The organism is Polynucleobacter sp. AP-Ainpum-60-G11 (assembly GCF_018688375.1).
GTDB lineage: Bacteria > Pseudomonadota > Gammaproteobacteria > Burkholderiales > Burkholderiaceae > Polynucleobacter.
This window is the reverse complement of sequence record NZ_CP061318.1, coordinates 571,643-596,780: the sequence shown is the minus strand read 5'-3', so window position 1 is coordinate 596,780 and position 25,138 is coordinate 571,643. Positions and strand designations below refer to the sequence as shown.

At 46.7% G+C, this 25,138-nt stretch carries 17 protein-coding genes and 1 pseudogene; 3 read left to right on the top strand and 15 right to left on the bottom strand.

Features of this window, described 5'->3' with window-relative positions; genetic code table 11:
• The first annotated feature begins 157 nt into the window (after window positions 1-157).
• Window positions 158-1,846: a dihydroxy-acid dehydratase gene (gene ilvD / locus FD971_RS03090; RefSeq protein ID WP_215334652.1), complete on the top strand. Its 1,689-nt coding sequence runs from the start codon at window positions 158-160 to the stop codon at window positions 1,844-1,846.
• Window positions 1,847-1,941: 95 nt separating this feature from the next.
• Here ilvD and FD971_RS03085 read toward each other — a convergent pair whose 3' ends face one another.
• From FD971_RS03085 to FD971_RS03040, 10 genes are all read right to left on the bottom strand, one after another.
• Window positions 1,942-2,421, bottom strand: a complete 480-nt coding sequence (locus FD971_RS03085) for a copper chaperone PCu(A)C (RefSeq protein ID WP_215334651.1) — start codon at window positions 2,419-2,421, stop codon at window positions 1,942-1,944.
• Window positions 2,422-2,436: 15 nt separating this feature from the next.
• The gene (locus FD971_RS03080) at window positions 2,437-2,919 is read right to left on the bottom strand and encodes a TlpA disulfide reductase family protein (protein WP_215334650.1); all 483 of its coding nucleotides are present in this window, start codon (window positions 2,917-2,919) and stop codon (window positions 2,437-2,439) included.
• Entirely contained in the window at window positions 2,916-4,184 is a 1,269-nt protein-coding gene (locus tag FD971_RS03075; RefSeq protein WP_215334649.1) for a sialidase family protein, read from the bottom strand. Before FD971_RS03075 ends, FD971_RS03080 begins: the two co-directional genes overlap by 4 nt.
• Window positions 4,181-6,328 (bottom strand): TonB-dependent receptor, encoded by a 2,148-nt coding sequence (locus FD971_RS03070; protein ID WP_215334648.1) that lies wholly within the window; start codon window positions 6,326-6,328, stop codon window positions 4,181-4,183. The genes FD971_RS03075 and FD971_RS03070 overlap by 4 nt, the downstream gene beginning before the upstream one ends.
• Before the next feature lie 69 nt (window positions 6,329-6,397).
• Window positions 6,398-6,769: a DUF2946 family protein gene (locus FD971_RS03065; protein ID WP_215334647.1), complete on the bottom strand. Its 372-nt coding sequence runs from the start codon at window positions 6,767-6,769 to the stop codon at window positions 6,398-6,400.
• Between the two features lie 83 nt (window positions 6,770-6,852).
• A complete protein-coding gene (locus FD971_RS03060) occupies window positions 6,853-8,352 on the bottom strand; it encodes a tripartite tricarboxylate transporter permease (RefSeq protein WP_215334646.1) in 1,500 nt (499 codons plus the stop codon).
• 42 nt (window positions 8,353-8,394) lie between these two features.
• Window positions 8,395-8,922 (bottom strand): tripartite tricarboxylate transporter TctB family protein, encoded by a 528-nt coding sequence (locus tag FD971_RS03055; RefSeq protein ID WP_215334645.1) that lies wholly within the window; start codon window positions 8,920-8,922, stop codon window positions 8,395-8,397.
• Between the two features lie 87 nt (window positions 8,923-9,009).
• Window positions 9,010-10,008, bottom strand: coding sequence for a tripartite tricarboxylate transporter substrate binding protein (locus FD971_RS03050; protein WP_251368701.1), 999 nt, complete (start codon window positions 10,006-10,008; stop codon window positions 9,010-9,012).
• A gap of 186 nt (window positions 10,009-10,194) precedes the next feature.
• Window positions 10,195-10,671 (bottom strand): DUF1854 domain-containing protein, encoded by a 477-nt coding sequence (locus tag FD971_RS03045; protein WP_215334643.1) that lies wholly within the window; start codon window positions 10,669-10,671, stop codon window positions 10,195-10,197.
• Window positions 10,668-13,016: an ABC transporter ATP-binding protein gene (locus FD971_RS03040; protein WP_215334642.1), complete on the bottom strand. Its 2,349-nt coding sequence runs from the start codon at window positions 13,014-13,016 to the stop codon at window positions 10,668-10,670. The genes FD971_RS03045 and FD971_RS03040 overlap by 4 nt, the downstream gene beginning before the upstream one ends.
• 209 nt (window positions 13,017-13,225) lie before the next feature.
• Here FD971_RS03040 and cphA (FD971_RS03035) point away from each other — a divergent pair.
• Window positions 13,226-15,394 (top strand): annotated as a pseudogene (cphA, locus tag FD971_RS03035) (cyanophycin synthetase); the annotation flags it as partial.
• Window positions 15,395-15,418: 24 nt separating this feature from the next.
• Window positions 15,419-17,989, top strand: a complete 2,571-nt coding sequence (gene cphA / locus FD971_RS03030; RefSeq protein ID WP_215334640.1) for a cyanophycin synthetase — start codon at window positions 15,419-15,421, stop codon at window positions 17,987-17,989.
• A gap of 98 nt (window positions 17,990-18,087) precedes the next feature.
• Here the strand turns inward: cphA (FD971_RS03030) and FD971_RS03025 are convergent, their stop codons facing one another.
• The 5 genes from FD971_RS03025 to FD971_RS03005 form a co-directional block, all read right to left on the bottom strand.
• On the bottom strand, window positions 18,088-19,098 hold the full coding sequence (locus FD971_RS03025; RefSeq protein WP_215334639.1) for a class 1 fructose-bisphosphatase: 1,011 nt from the start codon (window positions 19,096-19,098) through the stop codon (window positions 18,088-18,090).
• A gap of 63 nt (window positions 19,099-19,161) precedes the next feature.
• Window positions 19,162-21,771: an aminopeptidase N gene (gene pepN / locus FD971_RS03020; protein WP_215334638.1), complete on the bottom strand. Its 2,610-nt coding sequence runs from the start codon at window positions 21,769-21,771 to the stop codon at window positions 19,162-19,164.
• Window positions 21,772-21,804: 33 nt separating this feature from the next.
• Complete coding sequence (locus FD971_RS03015) at window positions 21,805-22,380, bottom strand: TMEM165/GDT1 family protein (RefSeq protein ID WP_215334637.1); 576 nt, start codon at window positions 22,378-22,380, stop codon at window positions 21,805-21,807.
• A gap of 73 nt (window positions 22,381-22,453) precedes the next feature.
• On the bottom strand, window positions 22,454-23,572 hold the full coding sequence (gene ald, locus FD971_RS03010) for an alanine dehydrogenase (RefSeq protein WP_215334636.1): 1,119 nt from the start codon (window positions 23,570-23,572) through the stop codon (window positions 22,454-22,456).
• Window positions 23,573-23,582: 10 nt separating this feature from the next.
• On the bottom strand, window positions 23,583-24,908 hold the full coding sequence (locus tag FD971_RS03005) for an amino acid permease (RefSeq protein ID WP_305848904.1): 1,326 nt from the start codon (window positions 24,906-24,908) through the stop codon (window positions 23,583-23,585).
• Window positions 24,909-25,138 lie beyond the last annotated feature (230 nt).

The window sequence follows — 25,138 nt, the reverse complement described above, 5'->3', positions numbered from 1 at the left end:
CTAATACTGAGCCTTACTCACCAAATACAATAGGAATATCTGCTTGTGGCAGTGCATGACATGAACATAGGAAAGGCTGCATAAACCCCTGCGTTCGCCCTTGTCTCACGGCACAATAGAGCTTTTCGACAAATTCTTTTCTGGAGTCCATATCAGCATGAAACGCCTCAATGAACGCTCGCGCAATGTCACCGAAGGGGTTGCTCGCGCACCTAATCGCTCAATGTATTACGCGATGGGCTACGAAGAGAAGGATTTTGTTAAGCCAATGGTTGGCGTAGCAAACGGCCACTCCACTATCACCCCCTGCAATAGCGGTTTGCAAAAACTCGCAGATGCCGCGGTTACCGCTCTCGAAGAGGCTGGTGCAAAAGCGCAAATGTTTGGTACCCCTACCGTGTCCGATGGTATCGGCATGGGCACCGAGGGTATGAAGTACTCCCTGATCTCTCGTGAAGTGATTGCTGACAGTATTGAAACTTGTGTCAATGGTTTATGGCAAGACGGCGTTGTGGTTATCGGCGGTTGCGATAAGAACATGCCAGGCGGCATGATGGCGATGGCGCGCACCAACGTACCCAGTATCTATGTTTATGGTGGCACGATTAAGCCGGGCCATTTCAAAGGCAAGGATCTGAACATTGTTTCTGCATTTGAAGCCGTTGGTGAATTCACCTCCGGCCGCATGAGTGAATCAGATCTCAAGGGCGTAGAGCAACATGCTTGCCCAGGTAGCGGCTCTTGCGGCGGTATGTATACAGCTAACACCATGAGCTCTTCATTCGAAGCTTTAGGTATGAGCCTGCCTTACTCTTCTACGATGGCCAATGAGGATGCTGAGAAAGTTGCGAGCGCGCATGAGTCAGCCATTGTTCTCGTTGAGGCTATTAAGAAAAACTTACGTCCACGCGACATCATCACTAAAAAATCCATTGAGAACGCAGTTAGCGTAATCATGGCAGTGGGTGGCTCTACTAATGCTGTTCTGCATTACCTAGCCATCACCAGTGCTGCTGAGATTGATTGGACGATTGATGACTTTGAACGTATTCGTAAGCGTGTTCCAGTCATCGTCGACATGAAGCCTTCTGGACAATATTTAGCAACGGATCTTCACCAAGCTGGCGGTATTCCGCAAGTCATGAAGATCTTGTTAGATGGCGGACTCTTGCATGGTGATTGCATGACGATCACAGGCAAGACTATTGCAGAAACATTGAAAGATGTTCCATCTGTACCGCGCGCTGATCAAAAAGTCATTCGCACTTTAGATAACCCGCTGTACAAGCAAGGTCACTTAGCCATCCTCAAAGGCAATATCTCCCCTGAGGGTTGCGTTGCTAAGATTACCGGCCTCAAGAACCCATCCATTACCGGCCCTGCTCGTGTATTTGATTCTGAAGATGATGCAATGGCTGCCATCATGGCGCAAAAGATCAAAGACGGTGACGTCATGGTGATTCGTTATGAGGGCCCTAAAGGCGGTCCTGGTATGCGTGAGATGCTGGCTCCTACCTCTGCCCTCGTTGGCCAAGGCTTAGGCGAGACAGTAGGCCTCATTACTGACGGACGCTTCTCTGGTGGTACCTGGGGCATGGTGGTTGGTCACGTTGCCCCTGAGGCTTTCGTAGGCGGCACTATCGCCCTCATCGAAGAAGGTGACTCTGTCACGATCGATGCCCATAAGCTACTTATTCAACTCAATGTGAGCGATGAAGAGATTGCTAAGCGTCGCGCTGCTTGGGTACAACCTAAACCACGCTATACCCGTGGATTGCTTGCTAAGTATGCACACCTTGCGAGCACTGCAAGTAAGGGTGCGGTAACGGATCTAAATCTGGATTAAATGCAGACAACAAATCCAATACAGCAAAACAAAAGCCCCTAAGTAAAACTAGGGGCTTTTTTAATACCTTTGCTACAAATTACTAAAGCGAGTGCTTAGTGCTTCATCGCTCCACCGTGACCGGCACCAGGATTGCCCATCGCATTGACAGGCATCTTTACTTCTACTTCGCCTGCTTTAGCAAACTTCAATTTAACTGGAACAGTTTCACCAGCAGCCAAAGGTGCTTTGATGTTCATAAACATTAAATGCAAACCACCCGGCTTTAACTCCACTGCGCCACCTGCTGGCACCGGAATATCTTTTACTTGACGCATTTTCATCACATTGCCTTCCATCGCCATTTCATGCAACTGAACTTCACCGGCAACTGGTGAACTTGCAGAAATGAGTTGATCAGCAGCGCCTTTATTTTCAATCTTCATAAAACCACCGGCAGCCATTTGGCCTGGGACAGTAGAACGCGTATAAGCATTTTCAATTTGTACGCTACCAACTTTAGCGTTTTGCGCATAGGCTCCAGCAGTAAATGCTGCCGCAGACAAAGAAATTAAACTAATCACAATATTTTTCAAATTACTCTCCTTAAATTAATAAACACCTTTAGCGAACCACTTCTTTAACTCAACAAAATTTATCGGACCTATTTTCCGGATTATCTTTCCATTTTTATCAATCAACAAAGTCATTGGAGTTTCACCACGCCACTGCGGATCAATTTCATGGCGAAAATAATCATCGAAGGGAGTATTTAAGTAATAGCTGGAAGCCTTATCCAAGCCGGCCTTAGCTAACATTTTTTTAGTCGCTTCGAGAGATACTTCATCAACCTGAATAAATATCACCTTCGCACTTCTATCCTCAGAGAGAAACGTGCCCCATTGAGGCATTTCTCTTGCGCAAGGTGCACAAGTGACGCCCCAAAAATGAACGACCACTGCTTGGCCGGCATTTTTCTTTAATAAAGAGCCCCAATCCCCTTTCTGATACGCCTGAATAGTGGATGCATCCGCAAAGGCAGCGTGCATTGTCAGAACAAATAGAGAAAGGGTAAGAAGTATTTTTTTCATCATTTGCCGTTTAGTTTAATGACTTGATAGCCATCGGCTCGGGTTAGCCAGGATAAAAAGACATCGCCCCCATTACTAATTAACAGAGGGTGATCTGAATAAGCACTTGTCTGCGCAATCAAGATTGCCTGCGACCATGTAACACCATCATCCGGTGATTTCTTAAGGTATACAGATGTCTTTACCCCATCAAACCCCTTCCAAACCAACCAAATGGACTTATCCCGAGCGAGGAGATAAGGGCGCGAAACATTCTCATGTTCGCCTCCAATTCTGATTGGATTCGAGTAGCTTTCGCCCTGATTGCTAGAGTTGGCATAGAACACTCCAGATCGAGCAGCTCCCTGAGTAAACCAAGCCACATGCATTTTTCCAGTACTAGAAACTGCGATTGCAGGACCATGGTGAGGGCAAGCATCAGTCTTCCATTCATCTTCAGAGACTCTGCGAATTTTTCCTGACGAGGATTCATTAATTAACTGCGTTGCGTGATCACGTATACCACCAGGGAAAATAGCTCGATAAACAATGGCTACCCCACCCTTTGGATCAATACTAGAACCTATACGACAGCATTCACAACTCTGTTCATTAGCTATTTTCTCAGGCTGAAATGTTTTCCCAGCATCATTTGAAAATGAGTAAGCGATGGATCCACCAAGATGCGGATTACCCGACTTCTTTGCATCAGCAACTAAACGCTTATCAATCCAAGCCAAGAATATGGAGTCATCTTTACCAATCACCATTGAAGGAAAGCGCTCACTAGAACCATTTTTTATCAGCGGCATGGGTGTCGTAAAACTGAGACCTCCGTCGGATGATCGAGCCATATTAATCTGTGCGTTCCAATTACCATCTTTGAAAAATGCATAAACCAGAAATATATTTCCTTTTGAGTCAGAAACGATTTGTGGGCGAGCATCGCTTCCAGCATCTAGAGATTTTCCATGCTCCGCAATAACTATAGGAGATGTAAAGGTCTTTCCCAAATCATCAGATTTAGCAACTGAAACAAATCCACCACCAGTCCAGGTTAGAAGCAACTTACCATCCTTACCCAAAAATGGCGTTGCAGAATTCGCACAATCTAAACCCGACCCCTTGCATGATGAAGAAGGCTTGGCAGGCGCACTCGCTCCGGAATGGGATGAGTGGTCCATTTGAGCAACGGCCAGATCAATCCCGCCCCATACCAGGAGACTCAGAATTAAAACCTTGGCTACGTCATGTGGCTTGAAATGAAGCGAGTTTTTTATTACTATCAAAATGTTATCCGACCACCAACGGTGATTGTTTGAGGCTGACCAACAGTGTATTGTGAGCCAGAACCAAATGTAATGTAATTACGATTTAATAAGTTCACAGCACTCAAATAAACAGTTGCATTTGGCGTTACCTCATAGTTAGCCCTTGCACCAACTACAGCATAAGCCGGTATTGGTGAGGTGTGCGCAGTGTCATACCAAGAATTTCCAATATAGCGAACCGAGGCTGTCAAACTAGCCTTTGGTATTGGGAAGTATGTAAGGCTTGCACTACCCATATTTCTGGGTGTTCCGGCTATCTGAACCCCCGTTGGGTTCAATGACTGACTAATTGCTCCATACGTTGAAGTTAATACAGCCTTAGTGAGCGTATACCCCAAATCTGTTGCCCATTTAGAGCTAATGTCATAGTGGGCTTGAAGCTCCAATCCAGTGCTTCTTAGCGACTGATCGTTGCTGTAAGATTTCGCTCCAGCCGAACATACTGGCGCACAAGTGCTCGCAATTTGGGCGGCAGTCATGGTGTATGTGGCGATAGCATTGGTGACATTCGCATTAAAACCTGTTACTTGAATAAATCCGGATTTCCAGCGATAGTCAGATCCCATTTCATACCCAGTCATATTCTCTGGAGTTAAAAATGGATTATTACTTACATAGCTTGAACCGGACCCATAACTACGTATCGAATTATTCAGCCCTGGTGCATGGAAAGCCTGATAAGCAGCAGCCCTAAAATCCAACTCCCTAGATGCTCGATATAAGAGGCCTAAATTTGGACTTAATTTTGTTTTAGATTGATTGGGAACAGCCGTACTTACTTGAGCCCCTCCAACAGCTTGGGTATAGTTGACCGGAATCTGACTAGTCCAATTATCAACTCTAGCGGATAGCGTAGCTTGAAGGGGAATGGCCGTTAGGTTTGATTTAGCTTGGCCCAAAATTCCTAAGAAGTTTTGTGTGCCCTCTGACACAACCTGAGAGCTTAAAGCTCCCAATTTACTAGTTTGATAATTTGCAGCACCAGGAGAGGCATAGTTATTTTGATAATTCGATGCTGAGAGCTGCTTTGCATCAGCACTTAGGATCACCTGATCAATCAGAGAGTTTTGAAAATTATTAGTATATTGAGCTGAGCCGCCAACTTGATAGTAAGGATTATGGAAAGTGGCATTGATGTATGGATTACTTGAGCTCACATTTTGTTGTTGCAAAGTTGTGTTTTCATAAAATGCATTAACTTGAACCTGTTCACTAGAATTCAACCTTGTTGTGGTTCCACCGGAAATTGTTGTCTCGTTGGTAGATTTTCTAGCGAAGTTATAACCACCTGTAGGCAGGTTTGACATTGAATGAAGTCCGAAATTGAAAAAACCATCGGTATCTTGACTAACCTTTAGAGAGCCCTGCAAACGATAGTTGGCACTCTCCGCACTTTCATTTCCCATTCCAGTCTTTAGGGCAGATTGCGACGAAGGGGATATTGTTGCGATATTTTGGTAACCCTCAGTACTAAAGTAATCGGCTGAAGCCCTAAGCTTGAAGGAATCGCTTATTGCAAATTCCTTTGATACTGCCGCCGTACCAGTTGCATAGGATCCAATACTCCCAGATACCTCGCCCTTGTTATCACTGATTGGCTTAGTTGTAATATTAATCACGCCGCCCATACCCATATTTCCATAAAGACTAGAAGCGCCACCACGAATAAACTCAACATCTTGGATTGCTGACATTGGCACAAGATTCCATTGCACAGTCCCATACATCGCATCATTGGCAGGCACGCCATCAATCAGAACTAATGTTCTAGCATTTCCTAGGCCACGAACATTAATGCTTTGCCCAGTTGGATCTTTTTCATAATAAGGTTGATCATTTAAAAATACGCTTGATTGGTTCTTGAGGACCTGATCAATCGTTTGCTCTGGCGCAATCTCCAACTCCTCTTTCGTCAAAATTGTGGTGTTCTGAGTCATATCCCTGAGGGTAGTACCTGATTTTGTGGCCGTCACTACCATATCGGCTAATTTCTGATCATAGTCAGGAGGGGGTGCAATTTGAGCCTGAGCACCACTTGATATCAACATTGATCCAAATAGCATACCCATGTATGCACTAATCTTCTTTTGCTTAAACAACATTTGCTTCTCCACACAACATCACGGCAACTTGGTTGCCAACTACATAGCAAGGCTATGCCCTAAAAAGATTTAGGCTTGTGTAGGAGGTGCTGCTGAGGGAGGTGTTACCCAAACAGCGAGAGGTTTGGGTGATTGATAGAAAAGCTGTGGCAGCAAAGCAAGTGTTTGCGGCGCCTGGAATGTGAGATTGGTATTGAATGCCGGTGTGATGGCTGTGTGAGCAATGCAATACGGGCATGGTTGCGCTTCTGCGAGATCTGCTTGATCTTCACTTTGCACATTAACCTGCGACTTCGTACCATCTGCAGCACAAATCTCCATGGCAAAACCTTGACCATGCTTCGCTAGCGATACCGCTTGAGAAACCGCTGGCGCAAGCGCACTCATTGCGATTGCTAGAGCAGCAATCCAGTGAATGAGGCGGTTTTTGCGGAAATTCATGATGTGGTGATTTTATCGGATTTTTTGTTCCAATAGAAAAAGGGGCTTGCGCCCCCTTTTCTTTACTCATTTAGCGCTTTAGCTTACGCTGCAGCAGCTTTTTTCTTGCCGATGAACTTGCCAATTAATGGCCAGAACAGCAATACCAAAGCCAGAGTAGTGATCGCACCTACCAAGTAGTTAGAGAAGAAAATATCTAAGCTACCTTGTGAGAACAACATGGACTGGCGGAAAGAATCTTCTGCACGGTCACCCAATACCAAGGCCAAGACCATTGGAGCCATTGGGTAATCGAGTTTCTTGAAGACATAACCCAATACACCGAAGCCCAACATCAACCAAACGTCAAACATCGCGTTGTGGACGGTGTATGCACCAACCGCACAAATCACAATGATGACTGGAGCAATGATGGAGAACGGAATTCTCAAGATTGAGGCGAACAATGGAACGCAAGTTAATACAACAAACAAGCCTGCCAAGTTACCCAAGTACATACTAGCAATCAAGCCCCAAACAAAGTCTGGTTTCTCAACGAAGAGCAATGGGCCAGGTTGCAGACCCCAGATCAACAAACCGCCAAGCAATACGGCAGCTGTTGGTGATCCTGGGATACCTAATGACAACATTGGCAATAAGGCGGCTGTACCAGCAGCGTGAGCCGCTGTTTCTGGAGCAACAATACCCTCCATCTTTCCAGTACCAAACTTGTCACCTTCTTTAGATACGCGTTTTGCAACACCGTAAGCCATGAAAGATGCAGGAGTAGCGCCACCTGGAGTGATACCCATCCAGCAACCAATTAAGCAGCTGCGTAATGAAGTTGCCCAGTACTTAGGTAACTGCTTCCAAGTTTCCCAAACAACCTTACCGCGAATCTTCGCTGCAGCACCTTGGAAGGCCAAGCCCTCTTCCATTGAAAGAAGAATCTCGCCAATACCAAACAAGCCGATCACCGCGATCAAGAAGTCAAAACCACGCATCAACTCTGGGTTACCGAAAGTTAAACGCAACTGACCTGTCACGGTATCCATACCAACAGTAGCCAATGCAAAGCCCAACATCATTGCTGAAATTGTCTTGAATGGCGAACCTTTGTTCATACCCACAAAACTACAGAAGGTCAGGAGGTAGACCGAGAAAAACTCCGGCGGACCGAATTGGAGTGCAAACTTCGCCACCAATGGTGCCAAGAAGGTAATCATCACAATCGCAAAGAACGCACCCACAAATGAGGATGTGAACGCTGCTGTCAATGCTTCGCCAGCTTTACCATTACGGGCCATTGGATAACCATCAAAGGTTGTCGCAACAGACCATGGTTCACCTGGGATATTAAATAGCACGGATGTAATCGCGCCACCAAACAATGCACCCCAGTAAATACAGGACAGCATGATGATCGCGGATGTTGGTGGCATTGTGAAGGTCAATGGCAACAGAATCGCAATACCGTTTGCGCCACCCAAACCTGGCAATACACCAATAATCACACCAAGAGTTACACCGACAAGCATTAATAGCAAGTTAAAGGGTGTCATTGCAACGGCAAAGCCGCTGAATAGAGCGTTAATTTCTTCCAACTTGGACTCCTTTTTTAATCTTTTTTAATAGTTATTGTTTTTTTAATTTACGCCCACAAACTCGAGTGGATTGAACCATGCGCCATGTGGCAATGGAACTTGGAACCAGTATTCGAACATGAGGTAAAGAGCCGCGCTCACTCCAACAGAGACGGCAACCGCCTTCCAAATTGGATATTTACCTAACCACACCATGAAGACCGCGATGTAGAGAGCGGCAGAAACATAAATGCCAATCAATTGCACGCCAAGCACAAACACAATCGCCGGCAACAAAACCGCCATCACCTGCTTGGCTGGCTCGCTATCAACAAAGGATTCAGTTTTCTTATTCTTATTCACGATTACAGATTGATACAAAGTAACCGTGCTGGATAACATGATGATCAAGCTGATATAGAAAGGGAAATAACCAGCTTCTGGGCCATCAACACCCCAGCTAGCACCCAGCTTCAGACTACCAATCATCACTGTCAGGCCTATGGCCAAGAACACGATCGATGTGATGATATCCATCGCTCTAACGCTAATGACTGAGTCTTGATTTGAATTGTTTGTATGTTCAGACATTTTTATATTTTTTAATAAAGTTAGTAGATACGCTTGCTCAAAAAATAGGGCCCCACTTCTTAGGGGTCCTATTTCATTTCTCCAAAATTACTTAGCTATGAAACCAGCTTCAGCCATTAATTGCTTATGCAATGCTTCATTTAATGTGAGCCAATTTCTGAACTCTTTACCAGTCATGAATGTCTGATTGAATGCACCATCAGCCATAAACTTCTTCCACTCTGCTGTCTCGCGTACTTTTTTGAACACGTTGATGTAGTAATCAACTTGCTCTTGAGTTACGCCAGGAGCCATGAAAATGCCGCGCAACATCACGTAGTCAGTTGACACGCCAGCCTCTTTACATGTTGGAACGTCATTCCAAGACTGAGTTGTAGTGATCTTTTCTTTGTAAGGCATGCGTGTGTCATCAAATACGCACAATGCACGTAATTTGTTTGCACGCCATTGAGCAACCGCTTCAATTGGGTTGTTCACAGAAGAGTCAATGTGATTACCAACGAGTTGCACAGCTACGTCGCCTCCCCCTTTGAATGGGATATAGGTGAACTTAGCGCCAGTTGCTTTTTCAATCGCTACAGTGATGATCTGGTCTTCAGACTTGGATCCAGTACCACCCATTTTAAATTTACCGGCACCGGCTGCTTTAGCTGCGTCGATATATTCCTTAGCAGTCTTGTAGGGCTTGTCAGCGTTATCCCATAAAACGAATTGGTCCAGAGCCAACATTGCCACTGGAGTGATGTCTTGCCAGTTGAATGGAACACCTGTTGCCAATGGAGTTGTAAACAAGTTAGAAAGTGTAATCACGATCTTATTTGGATCGCCCTTGGCTTCTTTCATTGCCAAGAAGCCTTCAGCTCCAGCGCCTGCACCCTTGTTCACAGGAATAACTGCCTGTTTCATTAAGTTATTTTTGGTAATGATGCCTTGGATCATGCGGGCCATTTGGTCAGCACCGCCACCAGGACCGGCAGGGATGATGAACTCAACTGGCTTGGTTGGTTCCCAAGCAGCAAATGCGGGTGAAACACTGGCAGCACCGAGGACTAATGCGGTGGAAATCAATGCCCCTTTTAACTTCATCTTCATGAACGCTCCTCCAAAAATTATTGAATACCAATATTACTTTGGCTTCTCTTTGTTATGCATGGATTTTTATCCAATTCGGAGCATGAATACTTGATTACCATCAATATTTACCAAATGGTTAGTTAGGGGTAACACTAGCTTATTAGTAGTAACCCTAGTATTGATTTAACAAGTAAATTCTTAACGGAATCGATCTAATAGCTTCTTGCTGACTTTATCGAGCTGAGTGGAGTCTTTGATCAAAAATTGGAGGCCATTGGAGTCGGCAATCAGAAGCGTATTGCCGGCAATTCGGCGTATATCTTCCTCACCCTTCAGGCGAATTCTGGTGGGTCCGCGATCGGTTTCGATATCCCAAATACTGGGAGTGGCAAAAGTAGATACCTTGGTGATTTTTTCAATCACGGGCATGAACTCACGGGCAGCCAACTCTTCTTCAATCAAGGCTAACTCACCCTCGGGAATAACATTGATACCATCAAACCAACACAACTCTTTACCGGACTGGTCCATGATGGAGATGCCGTTGCCTGGAGCTGTAATTGGAAAGGCTCTCACCGGATAGACGCCTGCATGACGAGTGCCGCTAGCATCGATCAATACCAGGCGACCAAGAGCATCACGCTCTAATGTGTGTGGCTTTTGATAATGACTCATACCTCGCCCCCAGTTTCTTTAGCGGTCACTTGCAGACGCTCTTCATCACGCTCGCGTTCACCCTCTTCAATACTTTCACCAATCGCGCCACCTTCAACCAATTCGGCAGCATGACGTAGTTGAGCCTGATACAAGGCGTAGTACGCGCCCTGCGTATCCATCAACTCATCATGTGAGCCAATTTCCACAATCTCACCTTTATCGAGCACTACCAAGCGGTCTGCTTTTCTCAAGGTGGAGAGTCGATGGGCAATCGCGATCGTGGTGCGGCCTTTAACCAAGTTATCTAAAGCGCGCTGGATTTCTTTTTCAGTTGTAGTGTCAACAGAAGATGTAGCTTCATCCAAAATCAGAATGCTTGGATTAATTAAAAGCGCTCGCGCAATTGAAATGCGTTGACGCTCACCACCCGAAAGTGATTGACCGCGCTCACCCACTAGTGAGTCATAACCAAGCGGCAAGCGCAGAATAAATTCATGGGCATGCGCGGCGCGCGCTGCTTCAATAATTTCTTCACGAGTGGCGTCCGGTTTACCGTAAGCAATGTTTTCTGCAATCGTGCCAAAGAATAAAAACGGCTCTTGCAAAACCAAACCGATGCACTTACGGTAGTCAGCAATGCCGATGCTACGAATGTCGCGCCCGTCTAATGCAATAGAACCCGCACTCACATCATAGAAGCGGCAAATCAAGTTCACCAAAGTGCTCTTACCAGAACCACTATGACCGACTAAGCCGATCATTTCTCCAGGGGCGATGTCCAGATCAATCCCTTTAGATACGGCGCGGTTACCATAGCGGAAACCCACGCCCCGCAAGGAGATGCCGCCCTTGACTTCCCTCAAAGGCGCTGGATTGATTGGCTCAGGAACGCTTGAGACATGATCCAAAATATCAAAGATGCGTTTCGCTCCAGCAGCGGCTTTTTGCGTATGCGAAACGATGCGACTCATGGAATCTAATCGAATGTAGAAGCGTCCTATGTAAGCAAGGAATGCAATCAATACACCAACGGTGACCTTTTGATGTGCGACCTGCCAAATACCAAAGCCCCACACCACTAAAAGACCAGTCTCCGTTAAGAGTGTGACTGTTGGTGAGAACAATCCCCACACACGATTGACGCGATCATTGATTTGTAAATTGTGTTTATTGGAATCGACAAAACGTTTTAGCTCGCGGTCTTCTTGAGCAAAGGCTTTCACTACCCGAATACCCGGAATCGTATCGGCCAAGATATTGGTTACTTCAGACCAAACGCGATCAATCTTTTCAAACCCAAAACGGAGTTTGTCTCGCACTACATGAATCATCCAAACGATAAATGGCAATGGCGCTAGTGTGACTAATGCCAGCAAAGGATCAATCGACACCAAAATTGCTGCCGTCATTGTGATCATGATGACGTCGGTAGCGAAGTCCAAAGCGTAGAGCGATAGGAATACACAAATACGGTCAGTCTCAGCGCCGATACGCGCAATCAAATCACCCGTTCTTTTGCCACCGAAATACTCTAAGGACAGTTTAAGCAAGTGTTCAAAAGTTGTATTACGCAAATCTGCACCGATACGCTCACTCACCAAGGCAAGGAGGTAGGTTTTCCACCAGCCCAAACCCCAGGCTACGATTGCCGCAGCAAATAAAGCCAATAGGTATTTAGTGGCTAAAGCAAAATCAATCGGATTACCTTTTTCATATGGAATCAACACGTGATCCATTAAAGGCATCGTCAGGTACGGCGGAATGAGCGTGGCACCCGTGGACAACAATGTCAGGACAAAGCCAAGTAATAGCTCCTTTTTATAAGGGCGTGCAAAGCGCCATAACTTAAACAAAGTCCAGGTAGATGGCGGAACATCTTCATCTGGATCGCAAGTCGGGCAAGCATCCGAGTTGGCAGGTTTTGGGCTCAAACATACTGGGCAAACCTGCTTGTCGTACTCAGAAGCTTCAGACTTATTACTGACTTGATCACCCTTCATCAGCTGCCGAAAACTACTCTGCAGGCGTAATACTTGGGGGTTAACAGCCAAAGTGAAGTACCAAAGTCGCAGCAGACTACTCTCAGACTCCAGTTTGAGATGGCCTACCCCAGCATGATCTCCATGTAAAAGATGCGCCCCAGGGCTCAAGGGCCAAAATTCTGAATGCTTGCCATCAGTCCAAAATAGACCCGTTGGGATCAAGCACAGCAGGCTTTTTTCAAAGCGCATGTCACGATCTAAATCGGGCTCAACCCATGCCAGTATGGAGTTCAGGTCTTTTACGGGAGATTGAGGGGCCTCTAAAGCGCTAGCCCAATGACTTGGCGAGGGGGGAGCGGATAGGGAGATTTCTGGCTTCATTAGTCCTAAAAGTATAGTGGAGCTAGATTTTTTAGATTTAGTAACTGTGTCAACTTTACGGGGCAGAAAACCGTTAAATTATTGAAGTAGGCTTTTTTGTGTATTTTTGCTAATTTTGTGGATTTTGAATAATTACTAGAACCAGAGAGATAGTCTGAGACATTCCCGCCCTCACCTTTTGATGCGGCGCTGAGACCCACATTCCACATATGCCCCAATTACTAGATAAAACCATTGAGATCTTGAGCGTCAAGCATCTCCGCGGCCCTAATATGTGGACTTACCATCCCGTGATTGAGGTTTGGCTCGATATTGGCGAATTAGAGGAATTTCCCTCTAACCTCATCCCTGGGTTTTATGACCGCCTAGTCAAAGCACTCCCTAGCCTTCAAGAACACCGCTGCAGCTATGGCGAAGCAGGTGGGTTTCTGAAAAGAGTCGAGGAAGGCACTTGGCCTGCTCACATCCTTGAACACCTTACCCTCGAATTACAGAATTTAGCGGGCATCCCTGGCGGCTTTGGTAAAGCACGTGACGGCGATCGTCGCGGTGTTTACAAGGTGATGGTGAGCGCAATTAATGAAGAAGTTACTCTCACTGCCCTCAAATATGCTCGCGATCTTTATCTTGCCTTAGCGCAAGATACCCAAGATCCTGTTGCGCTTGTAAGCAAGATCCTTGAAGAACTGCGCGAGCTTGGTGATGATCTATTGCTTGGACCGAGCACTGCCTGCATCGTGAATGCGGCTGAGGAACGCGGCATCCCTTCTATTCGCCTATCTGAAGGTAATTTGGTTCAACTCGGTTATGGTGCCAAGCAGCGTCGTATCTGGACTGCTGAAACCGATCAAACCAGCGCCATCGCAGAAACGATCTCTCGTGACAAAGATCTCACTAAGAGTCTTCTCTCTAGCGCTGGAGTTCCTACACCTGAAGGCCGCACCGTCACCAGCGCAGATGATGCATGGGAAGCGGCGCAAGATATTGGGCTGCCAGTAGTAGTCAAACCAATTGATGGCAACCATGGTCGTGGTGTCTTTATCAATCTGTATACCCAACAAGAAATTGAAGCAGCCTATGCGGTTGCAATTGATGAAGGTAGTGAAGTACTGGTGGAGCGCCACGTCATTGGTGATGAGCATCGCCTGCTAGTAGTGGGCAATAAAGTAGTTGCTGCTGCGAAAGGCGAAACTGTTTGGGTTACTGGTGATGGCAAACATACCGTACTTGAACTCATTCAAATTCAGATTAATTCTGACCCGCGTCGTGGTACTACGGAAGAGTGCCCTCTCAACCCAGTACGCATTGATTCAGCGGTAGAGCTCGAGCTGGCACGTCAAAAATTAACTGGTAGCAGCGTTCCAGCTATCGATCAAAAAGTACTGATTCAAAGCAACGGTAACGTTGCGTTTGATGTCACCGACTTAGTTCACCCGGAAGTGGCTAGCCAAGTTGCGTTAGCAGCCCGCGTAGTTGGACTAGAAATTGCTGGTGTTGATTTAGTGGCGCAAGACATTAGCAGGCCACTAGACGAGCAGAATGCTGCCATTGTGGAAGTCAATGCTGGTCCTGGTTTATTGATGCACCTCAAACCTGCTAGCGGCAAACCTCAACCAGTCGGTAAAGAAATTGCAAATCATCTTTTCCCGCCAGGAACTGATTTCCGCATTCCAGTAGTTGGGGTTTGCGGTGCACGCGGCAAAACTCCTGTTGCCGAAATGATTGCCCACTTCTTACGACTCACCAATTTGTATGTAGGCTTGTCTTGCAGCAAGGGTTTATTTTTTGGTCATCGATCAATTCAAAAGAGTAATGCTGCTAACTGGGAAAATGCCCGTCGCACTTTATTAAATCGCGCAGTTGAAGCAGCCGTCATTGAAAACAATAATCTATCAATGTTGATAGAAGGCCTAGCTTACGATCGCTGCCAAGTGGGCGTTGTTTTGAATGTGGACCCTAAGGCCAACTTTCCTGAATATGCTATTTACGATGAAGACCAAGTCTTTAGTATCGTCAGAACTCAAGTGGATGTCGTATTACCAACGGGAGTTGCTGTTCTAAATGCTGATGACCCCATGGTTGCCAGCATGGAAGAGTTATGTGATGGTGAAGTCATCTTCTTTACCCAAGACTCTGCATCTTTGATTGCTCAAGAACACCTCAAGAAAGGTGGTCGTGTAGTAATGATTGGTAATCAACAAATTACCCTAAAGTCTGCCAAGCATGATCAAAAGAGTATTCCGGTCCCACGTAATTCCGAGCCTAGTGCTAGTGAGCCTTGGAAGGCCATGAATCTTGGTGCCGCGATTGCTGCAGCATGGGCCTTAGACATTCCATTCAACGTAATTGAAGCTGGTGCCGAAACCTTTGTTTCAGACGCCAGCATTCCAGTAGGGGCTTAATTGGAAATCACCCGTATTCGCATGTTGCGTGGCCCAAATTTATGGAGCCGCCATACCGCCTTAGAAGCCATTGTTTCTTGCGATGAAACAGAACGCTCCATCGATTCCATTCCTCAGTTTGAAATCAAGATTCGCGAACGCTTTCCCCAATTGGGCAGCATGCGTCGTGGTGGACATAATGAAATCCTCTCCCTCGCACACGCTCTTGAACATGCTGCATTAGGTCTTCAATCACAAGCAGGTTGTCCAGTGACTTTTAGTCGCACCGTACAAACTGTTGATGTTGGTGTTTATCAAGTCGTAGTGGAATACACCGAAGAAGTTGTTGGGCGCATGGCTTTTGACTTTGCCTTTGGACTGACTCAAGCAACACTGAGTGACGTGCCATTTGATTTGGCAGCCGCCCTCTCAGAATTAGAAGCGTTATATGAAGATGTTCGCCTAGGGCCAAGCACTGGATCCATAGTGGATGCTGCCGTACAAAGAAATATTCCCTATCGCCGCATGACTGAAGGCAGCATGGTTCAGTTTGGTTGGGGAAGTAAACAAAAACGTATTCAAGCTGCTGAGTCCAGTGACACCAGTGCGATTGCAGAAGCGATTGCACAAGATAAAGAGCTTACTAAGAACTTGTTAGCTGCTGCAGGCGTATCAGTTCCCATTGGCGAAGTCGTGACAACGGCAGATGATGCGTGGCGCGCCGCTCAAAAGATTGGTGGCCCGATTGTTCTGAAGCCTAAAGATGGCAATCAAGGTAAAGGTGTTGTTGCCAATATTCAAACGGAAGCAGAGGTTCGCGCTGGCTTTGTAGTTACCCAAGCCTTTGGACGTGAAACCATTGTTGAGCGTTACCTACCCGGAGCTGACTATCGCCTGCTAGTAGTTGGCAATCGCTTATCCGCCGCTGCACGTCGTGAACCTGCTCAAGTCGTTGGCGATGGCAAGCATAGCGTCGCCGAACTGGTTGAACTAGAAAACAAAAATCCCTTGCGTGGCGATGGCCATGCAACCGCATTAACCAAAATTCGGTTTGATGACATTGCTCTTGCCCATTTAGCAAGCAATGGCTTAAGCCCACAATATGTGCCCAAGACTGGTGAGCGGGTTTTGCTCCGCAATAATGCCAACCTGAGCACTGGTGGCACCGCAACCGATGTGACAGATGATGTTCACCCTGATGTGGCTGCTAGCGCAATCGCAGCTGCACAAATGATTGGTTTAGATATCGCTGGTGTCGACATCCTGTGTGAAGCAATTTACAAACCTTTGGAGACTCAAGGTGGCGGCATTGTTGAAGTCAATGCTGCCCCTGGCCTACGGATGCATTTGAAGCCTTCTTATGGCAAGAGCCGCCCTGTTGGTGAAGATATTGTCAACATGATGTATCCATTAGGTGAAGATGGCCGCATTCCTGTAGTGGCTGTAACAGGGACTAACGGTAAAACTACGACTGTTCGCCTGATTTCTCATTTATTAAATGAGACTGGTTTACGCGTTGGCATGACGACTACTGATGGCGTGTATATCAACCATCGACTAATTGATTCTGGTGATTGCAGCGGCCCTAAGAGTGCGCGTAATGTCCTCATGCATCCCGATGTCGATGCTGCCGTATTAGAAACAGCTCGCGGCGGAATGTTGCGTGAAGGTCTCGGCTTCGATCGTTGCGAAGTTGCTGTTGTGACCAATATTGGCGAAGGCGATCACTTGGGGCTCAACTACATTACCAGCGTTGAAGACTTGGCCATCTTGAAACGCGTCATTGTGATGAACGTTGCACCAACCGGCGCCGCAGTTCTCAATGCTGCCGATCCAATCGTCGTGAAGATGGGCGATGTTTGCACTGGTCGTGTAATTTTCTTTGCACAGAATCAACACCACCCTGTCATTGCAGCCCATCGCGCTAAGAATAAAAAAGTTATCTACTTTGATGGCACTTATATTGTTTGCTCTAAGGGTGCGCGAGTACTTTTCCGCTTCCCCGTAAGTGAAATTCCATTGACTCAAAATGGTGTTTTAGGATTCCAAATTGAAAACGCCATGGCTTCGATTGGGGCTGGCTGGGCTTTAGGCTTGGATGCTGAAAAGATTGCGCGTGGACTCCATTCATTTGAGAGCTCAGCCAATGCAGTGCCTGGACGCTTTAATCAATTCCAACACAAGGGCGCCACTGTGATTGCTGACTATGGTCACAACCCAGACGCTATGCGTGCATTAGCAAGTGCTATTGAGGCCATGAAACCCAAGAAAAGTCACGTAGTCATTAGTGGTGCAGGCGATCGTCGTGATGACGATATTCGTGATCTGACCCGTATTCTGGGTAACACCTTTGACAATGTCATCCTCTATCAAGACCAGTGTCAGCGTGGTCGTGAGGATGGAGAGGTCCTCAAACTTCTACAAGAGGGTTTAGTGGGCACCAAGAGGGCTAAACAAGTTAAAGAAATCACCGGTGAATTCCTTGCTATTGATACCGCTCTCAATGATTTATCTGCTGGAGATATCTGCTTGATTCTGATTGACCAGGTAGAGGAGTCTTTGGCCTACCTTAAAGAAAAGGTTCAGCCTTAGTCATTTGATGTATTTTTCAGGCGCTCCTCCTGAAACAAAAAAGCCCAATCACTGATTGGGCTTTTTTAATCCTGCTAACTCTGATTTCAGTAAATGCGTTAGACCTGAGAATGGTAATGTTGCAAACGCTCGATCTCTTCCTTAGAACCTAACATGACTGACACGCGCTCATGTAGTTCTGTAGGCACCATATCCATGATCAGTTGATTACCATTAGTCGATGCACCACCAGCCTGCTCTACTAAAAAGCTCATGGGATTTGCTTCATACATTAGGCGAAGCTTGCCTGGCTTATGGGGCTCACGTTGATCCCAGGGATACATAAAGATGCCGCCACGCGACAAGACGCGGTGCACATCAGCAACCATCGATGCAATCCAACGCATATTGAAATCTTTATCACGCTCTCCACTCACGCCAGCTAAGCACTCATCGACGTAGCGACGCACAGGCTCAGCCCAATGGCGCATGTTCGACATATTGATAGCGAACTCTTTAGTTGAGTGAGCAATCTCTACCGCATGCTTAATTAAGACAAAGTCGCCAGTCACCTTATTTAAGGTGAACATCACTACACCATCGCCAAGCGTCAAAGCCATGGTCGTTTGCGGACCATAGACAACGTAACCCGCAGCCACCTGATGGCGACCTGACAATAAGAAATCTTCTGTCTGCAATGGCGCCGCAGGATCTTGTTTTTTCAGCACAGAAAAAATCGTGCCGATGGATACATTCACATCAATGTTTGAAGAGCCATCCAATGGATCGAACAGTAATAAGTAGTCACCAGCGCCCTGTACTGGAAGCGGCAACTCCATCTCTTCGGAGGCTAGACCAGCTAAAGATTTGCAGCCCTGTACACCCTCAATTAATAAGTCATTGGCAATCACATCCAGCTTTTGTTGGACTTCGCCCTGGACATTGCCGGTACCAGCAGAACCTAATAAGCCAATCAAGGCGCCTTGAGCAACTTCATGACTCAAAGTTGAGCAGGTATCAGCAACCGCCAATAACAACTCTTGTAGGCCCGCAGGAATATCTGCACCCTTCACCTTGGCAGAGGTCAGATATTGCTTGAAATTGGTATTAAAAGTACTTGAAGTGCTCAAAAGGAATTTCTCCGAAATGGGTTTATTTCTGTATTGGCTCTATTTTGCCTTGTTCCAGTGAACCTAATTACCTAAAGCCTTAGAAACCACCTCTTTGACATCTGCAGAAAGGGTTTCGCACGCAGCAACCTGCCTTAGGGCTGACAGCATCTGCTCCTGATAAATCGGGGCAAACTGACGCCAGCGATCTAATCCCCGAGCTAAACGAGCAGCAACTTGTGGGTTGATGGGGTCTAAGGCTAAAACAGACTCAGCCCAAAAAGCATAACCACTGCCATCCACTTGATGAAAGCTGGCGGGATTATTCATACAGAAAGCATGAATCACACTACGAACCCGGTTGGGGTTATTCATCTTAAAAGCTTCGTGTTCACGCAAACGTTTGACTTCACTCAAGGTGGATTCAGCATTCGCTACTGGAGGCCTGCTTGATTGCAATGCAAACCACTTATCAATTACTAAAGCATCATCCGCAAATCGAGTATAAAAATCTTCCAGACAAGCTGCTGCAGATTTGCTTCCATGAATCACCAACCCCGCTAATGCTGCATAACGATCGGTCATATTGTCAGCATTCTGATACTGATTAACCGCCATGGGCGCCCAGATCAAGGGGTCCGCTTCGAGCAGCATGCTTAATGCCAAATTCTTTAAAGCGCGTTTACCAGCGCTTGTTGCATCAGGACTAAAAGGTCCTGGCGTTTGCATCTGTTGATAGAGGGCGGCCCACTCGATACGCAGCTCACTGGCAATAGCGTGGCGGAAGGCGCGACGGGCAGCATAAATCTGCTGAGGGTCAACGCTGGTGCACTGTTCATATAAATACGTCTCTGCAGGAAGGGTTAGCACCAACTCTTTGAATGCAGGATCTAACTCTGAATCAGTCAAGAGAGTGCGATAAGCCTCAATTAGCGCCTGATCAGGTAAACGATTGCCCAGAATCATTTGCATTGCAATTGTCTGACCGGCTTCCCAGCGATTGAAAGCATCGTCATCACTCGAGAACATCGTCAGTAGATCGGCCTCGCTTTGATCAAAATCTAAATTGATCGGGGCTGAGAAATTACGATTGATCGACAGCACCGGGTGACTTGTCACTTGATCAAAGGTCCAAGTTTGCTGGTCTCGAGTTAACTCCAATAAAGTCTCCACCTGATCATCTGCAGGTGTTAGTAGACGCATCTTCAATGGAATGTGAAAAGGCTTGCTATCTTTGTGCGCCGTATTTACTGAAGGGCATTGCGTTAAGGTAATTTGATATTGTTTTTTATCTGCGTCGTAAAATTCTTCTACCTTGACCTTAGGTGTGCCTGCCTGGCTGTACCAGTTTTTAAATTGGGTAAGATCTCGACCATTGGCATCTGCCATAGCAGCCAAGAAATCATCGCAAGTAACCGCCTGACCATCATGGCGCTTAAAGTAGAGATCCATGCCTTTGCGGAAACCATCTATACCTAAGAGCGTTTGGTACATACGAACGACTTCAGCACCCTTCTCATAGACGGTCACGGTATAGAAGTTATTGATCTCTTGATACTCGTCTGGACGAATTGGGTGCGCCATTGGACCCGCATCCTCAGGGAACTGTAGTTGACGCAATAAACGGACATCTTCAATACGCTTCACTGCCCTGCCAGACTCACTACCCATTTGATCGGCGGAGAACTCTTGATCACGGAATACAGTTAAACCCTCTTTGAGAGAAAGCTGAAACCAATCACGGCAAGTAACTCGGTTACCAGTCCAATTATGAAAGTACTCATGGGCTACTACGCTTTCAATATTGGCGAAGTCAGCATCCGTTGCCGTTTCTGCTTGAGCAAGGACATATTTGGTATTGAAAACATTGAGGCCCTTATTTTCCATTGCGCCCATATTGAAATCACCTACCGCCACAATCATGAAACGCTCAAGATCAAGCTCAAGGCCGTAGCGTTTTTCATCCCAATGAATTGAGGCAATCAAGGAATCCATGGCATGACGGGTCTTTTTTAAGTCATGCGGCTCAACCCAAATCTGGAGCAACTTTTTAGCACCGCTACTGGTGGTGATAGTTTCTTCAATACATTCCAACTTACCGGCAACTAAAGCAAATAAATACGAAGGCTTTGGAAATGGATCTTCCCAAACAGCGCTATGCCAGCCATTCGATAACTTCTCATTGCTGATGAGGTTGCCATTGGATAGCAACACCGGGTACTGCGCCTCACGAGCACGGAGAGTAACGCGATAACGCGCCATGACATCCGGTCTATCAAGGAAGTAGGTAATCTTTCTGAAACCCTCAGCTTCACACTGGGTAAAGAAATTTCCATTAGAAACATATAGACCCATGAGGGAGGTATTTTTCTCAGGCACACAAACGCAGATGATCTCAACCACGAAAGCCTGTTTACCCTCATGCGGTAACGCATGGATCGTCAGTGTTTCAGGGGTGAGCTCAAACTGGCGATGGGCCTCGCCATTGATGCGCAAGCTTACAAACTCGAGTTCATGGCCCTGCAATACCAAAGGTGCACCAGCCTCATGCCCAGCACCAGGCAGAACATCCAGACGACTCTTCACAATCGTCCTAGCAGGATCTAAAGCGATGTCTAACTCAACCTGTGAAAAGGTGTAATTGGGAGCGCGGTATTCGAGCCTACGAAAGCTCTGTGGCAGATCAGTTTTCATAGGGCAATTTTAAGCCCCCAGGAAAATTTTGGCCTAAGCCCAGACGAGGGTAGCGACACCAATGGCGATGAAGGTCACAGCAGCTACCGCATGGACCCACTTAATCGGCATACGTTTAGTGAACTTCTGTCCAATCCAAACGGCTGGGGCATTAGCTAACATCATCCCCAATGTGGTGCCAACCGTTACCGAGAAGACATCCGAATATTTAGCGCCCAGGGCAATCGTAGCGATTTGGGTCTTATCCCCCATCTCAGCCAAGAAAAAGAGTCCAACGGTCAGGATAAACACCTGAAAGGCTTTATCGGCCACCTTGGATCCTGCGGCATCGTCAATGTGATCAGGCACTAAGAGCCAAAGTCCGATTCCTAGAAAACTTAAACCTAAAATCCACTTGAGTAAATCTGGACTTATAAATATGGTGAGCCAGTGCCCCAGTAAAGCTGCGCAAGCATGATTGGCAATGGTCGCGATCAAGATGCCAGCAATAATGGCTAAAGCCTGTTTTGGATAACGGGCAGCCAACATCAGGGAGAGTAATTGGGTTTTGTCACCCATCTCGGCCAAAGCGACTACGCCGGTAGAAAGTGCTAATGCAGATAAGTCCATTCCTGGAATGATAGAGGAAAGCTTGGGAACCTAAGCCCCCAAGACATTCATCTTCGCCACTTCATGGAAATTACTAGGCTGCCAACAACTCCTCTGCGGACACAAAATCCACTTTCTGAGCCTTAGCAACTGGCTCAGAAGTCAGATTGCCTCGATGCACGCTTAAGCCATTACGCAAATGATGATCATGCGAGAGCGCTTTTATCATTCCTCGATTTGCCAATGCCTCAATAAATGGATAAGTTGCATTAGTCAAAGCAAAGGTTGAGGTTCTGGCAACCGCACCAGGCATGTTAGCAACGCAGTAGTGCAGTACACCATCCACGATAAAAGTAGGATCAGTGTGCGTAGTAGGTTTCGAAGTCTCAAAGCAGCCACCTTGATCTATCGCCACATCTACCACTACTGCCCCCGACTTCATTTTGCGCACCATCTCCCGAGTGACTAACTTTGGCGCTGCCGCACCTGGTAAGAGCACAGCACCTATCACCACATCGGCCTCACACACCTCCAACTCTACCAAGAGAGGATCGGCATAGAAGGTTCTCACGCGATTGCCATAAAGTATGTCAATCTGTCTTAAGCAATCAATATTGCGATCGAAGATACAAACATCTGCACCCAAACCAACGGCCATTTGTAAAGCGTTACGCCCCACTACGCCTGCGCCCAATATGACCACCTTTGCAGGCGCTACGCCCGGCACACCCGCCATCAAGATGCCTAAACCTCCGTTGGTTTTTTCTAAATGTGCGGCAGCCGCCTGAATCGACATCCTGCCAGCGACCTCACTCATTGGCGCCAAAAGAGGAAGAGCGCCATTGCACGAAGTTACCGTCTCGTAGGCGATGCAACTTGCGCCTGAAGCAAGCAGCGCCTTGGTCTGCTGAGGATCTGGAGCCAGATGTAAATAGGTAAAGAGGATCTGATCCTCACGCAACATTGCGCACTCTTGTGGCTGAGGTTCTTTTACCTTCACCACCATTTCTGCTTTTGCAAAAACTTCAGCAGCGCTGTTAATTAAAGTAGCTCCTGCCAAACGATAAGACTCATCACTCAGACCAATCTGCTCACCAGCCCCACGCTGCACTAAAACGGAGTGACCCTGCTTACATAAACCCCTTACATTGCCTGGGGTTAAGCCAACACGAAATTCATTATTCTTGACTTCTTGAGGTACGCCAACAATCATTTCTATCTCCTTATTTGAATTCACTACTTAGTTTTGTTTTGCGATGCAAGCCAACGATGTAAAACATGGCGAGATATACGCCCAATAAGCACGGGCCTAAGACCAAGGCAACCCGTGAATCCTCATGAAAGCCCATCAACACCACTACCAGAGCAATGAATGCCAATGCAAACCATGAGGAATAGGGCCACCAAGGTGTTCGATATGCCAACTCGGCAACCTGGGTTTTAGTAAGCGAGCGACGAAACTGAATTTGAGTAATCACAATAGCGATCCACACCATCAAGCCGACAAAGGTCACTGCGGCCATGATGTATTGGAATGCCTTGTCCGGAACGAAGTAGTTCAGTACCACGCCAGTCATACAAACTGCGACTGTTGCCATCACCGCACGATGTGGAACACCGTATTTGGATAATTTGGCAAATGGTGACGGCGCATAGCCATTGACTGAGAGTGCATATAAGAGTCGCCCACCGCTGAAGATGCCGGCATTACAGGATGACAAGGCTGCAGTAATGACTACAAAGTTAATAATTCCAGCGGCTTCACGCAAACCAATTCGCTCAAACATCACGACAAATGGACTGCCTTGCTGGCCAACTTCATTCCAAGGAAAGATCGCCAAGATGACGAGGATCGCGCCCATGTAAAAAATCAAGATGCGCCATGCCAAGGAATCAATTGCCATCGGAATAGTTTTGCGTGGGTTCTCTGCCTCGCCAGCAGATAAACCAATCATCTCAATACCAACGTATGCAAATAAGACCATCTGCAAGGAAAGCAACATGCCACTAATACCGTTGGGAAAGAAGCCACCGTGCTGCCATAGGTTGCTTAAACCAATCGGATTCCAGTCATTGGTAAAGCCAAAGAAAATGACTGAACCACCTAAGGCAATCATGGCAACAATTGCGACCACCTTAATGAGAGCAAACCAAAACTCAAACTCACCAAATACTTTGACGGCAATGAGGTTGATCAGTCCCATCATGAGAATGGAAGACAAAGCCCAGATCCACTGTGGCGTTTCAGGGAACCAAATTCCCATATAAATACCCACGGCAGTGACTTCAGCTATTCCAACGACGATCCAGTAAGTCCAATAGCCCCAACCCACCATGTATCCCGCAAGCGGTCCGACGTAGGTATTGGCATAAGCCGCAAATGAACCTGCGACGGGTTCATGCACCGCCATCTCGCCCAAGGTGCGAAGCACGATGAAAGCGACGATACCAGCCAGCAAATATCCCAACAAGATGGAGGGTCCCGCGATTTGAATCGCGCTTGCCGACCCGAGAAATAATCCAACACCGATAGTAGACCCCAAAGCCATCAGGCGAATATGCCGCACCTTGAGGTGGCGCTGTAAACCAGTTTGTTCAGTCTGCAAAAGAGACCTCCTTTCGATTTGTCGTTGGTAAATCACCAACGAGGCAAAGTCTAGGGAGGACTGCGCCTCTACACTAGGGGATGAAAATGCACAAAGTGCTTAAACAAATAAATGTGATGCGTCAAAAATGGGGAAGCTAGCCAAGCATGGACTCAAGGCGCAATGAATGAATT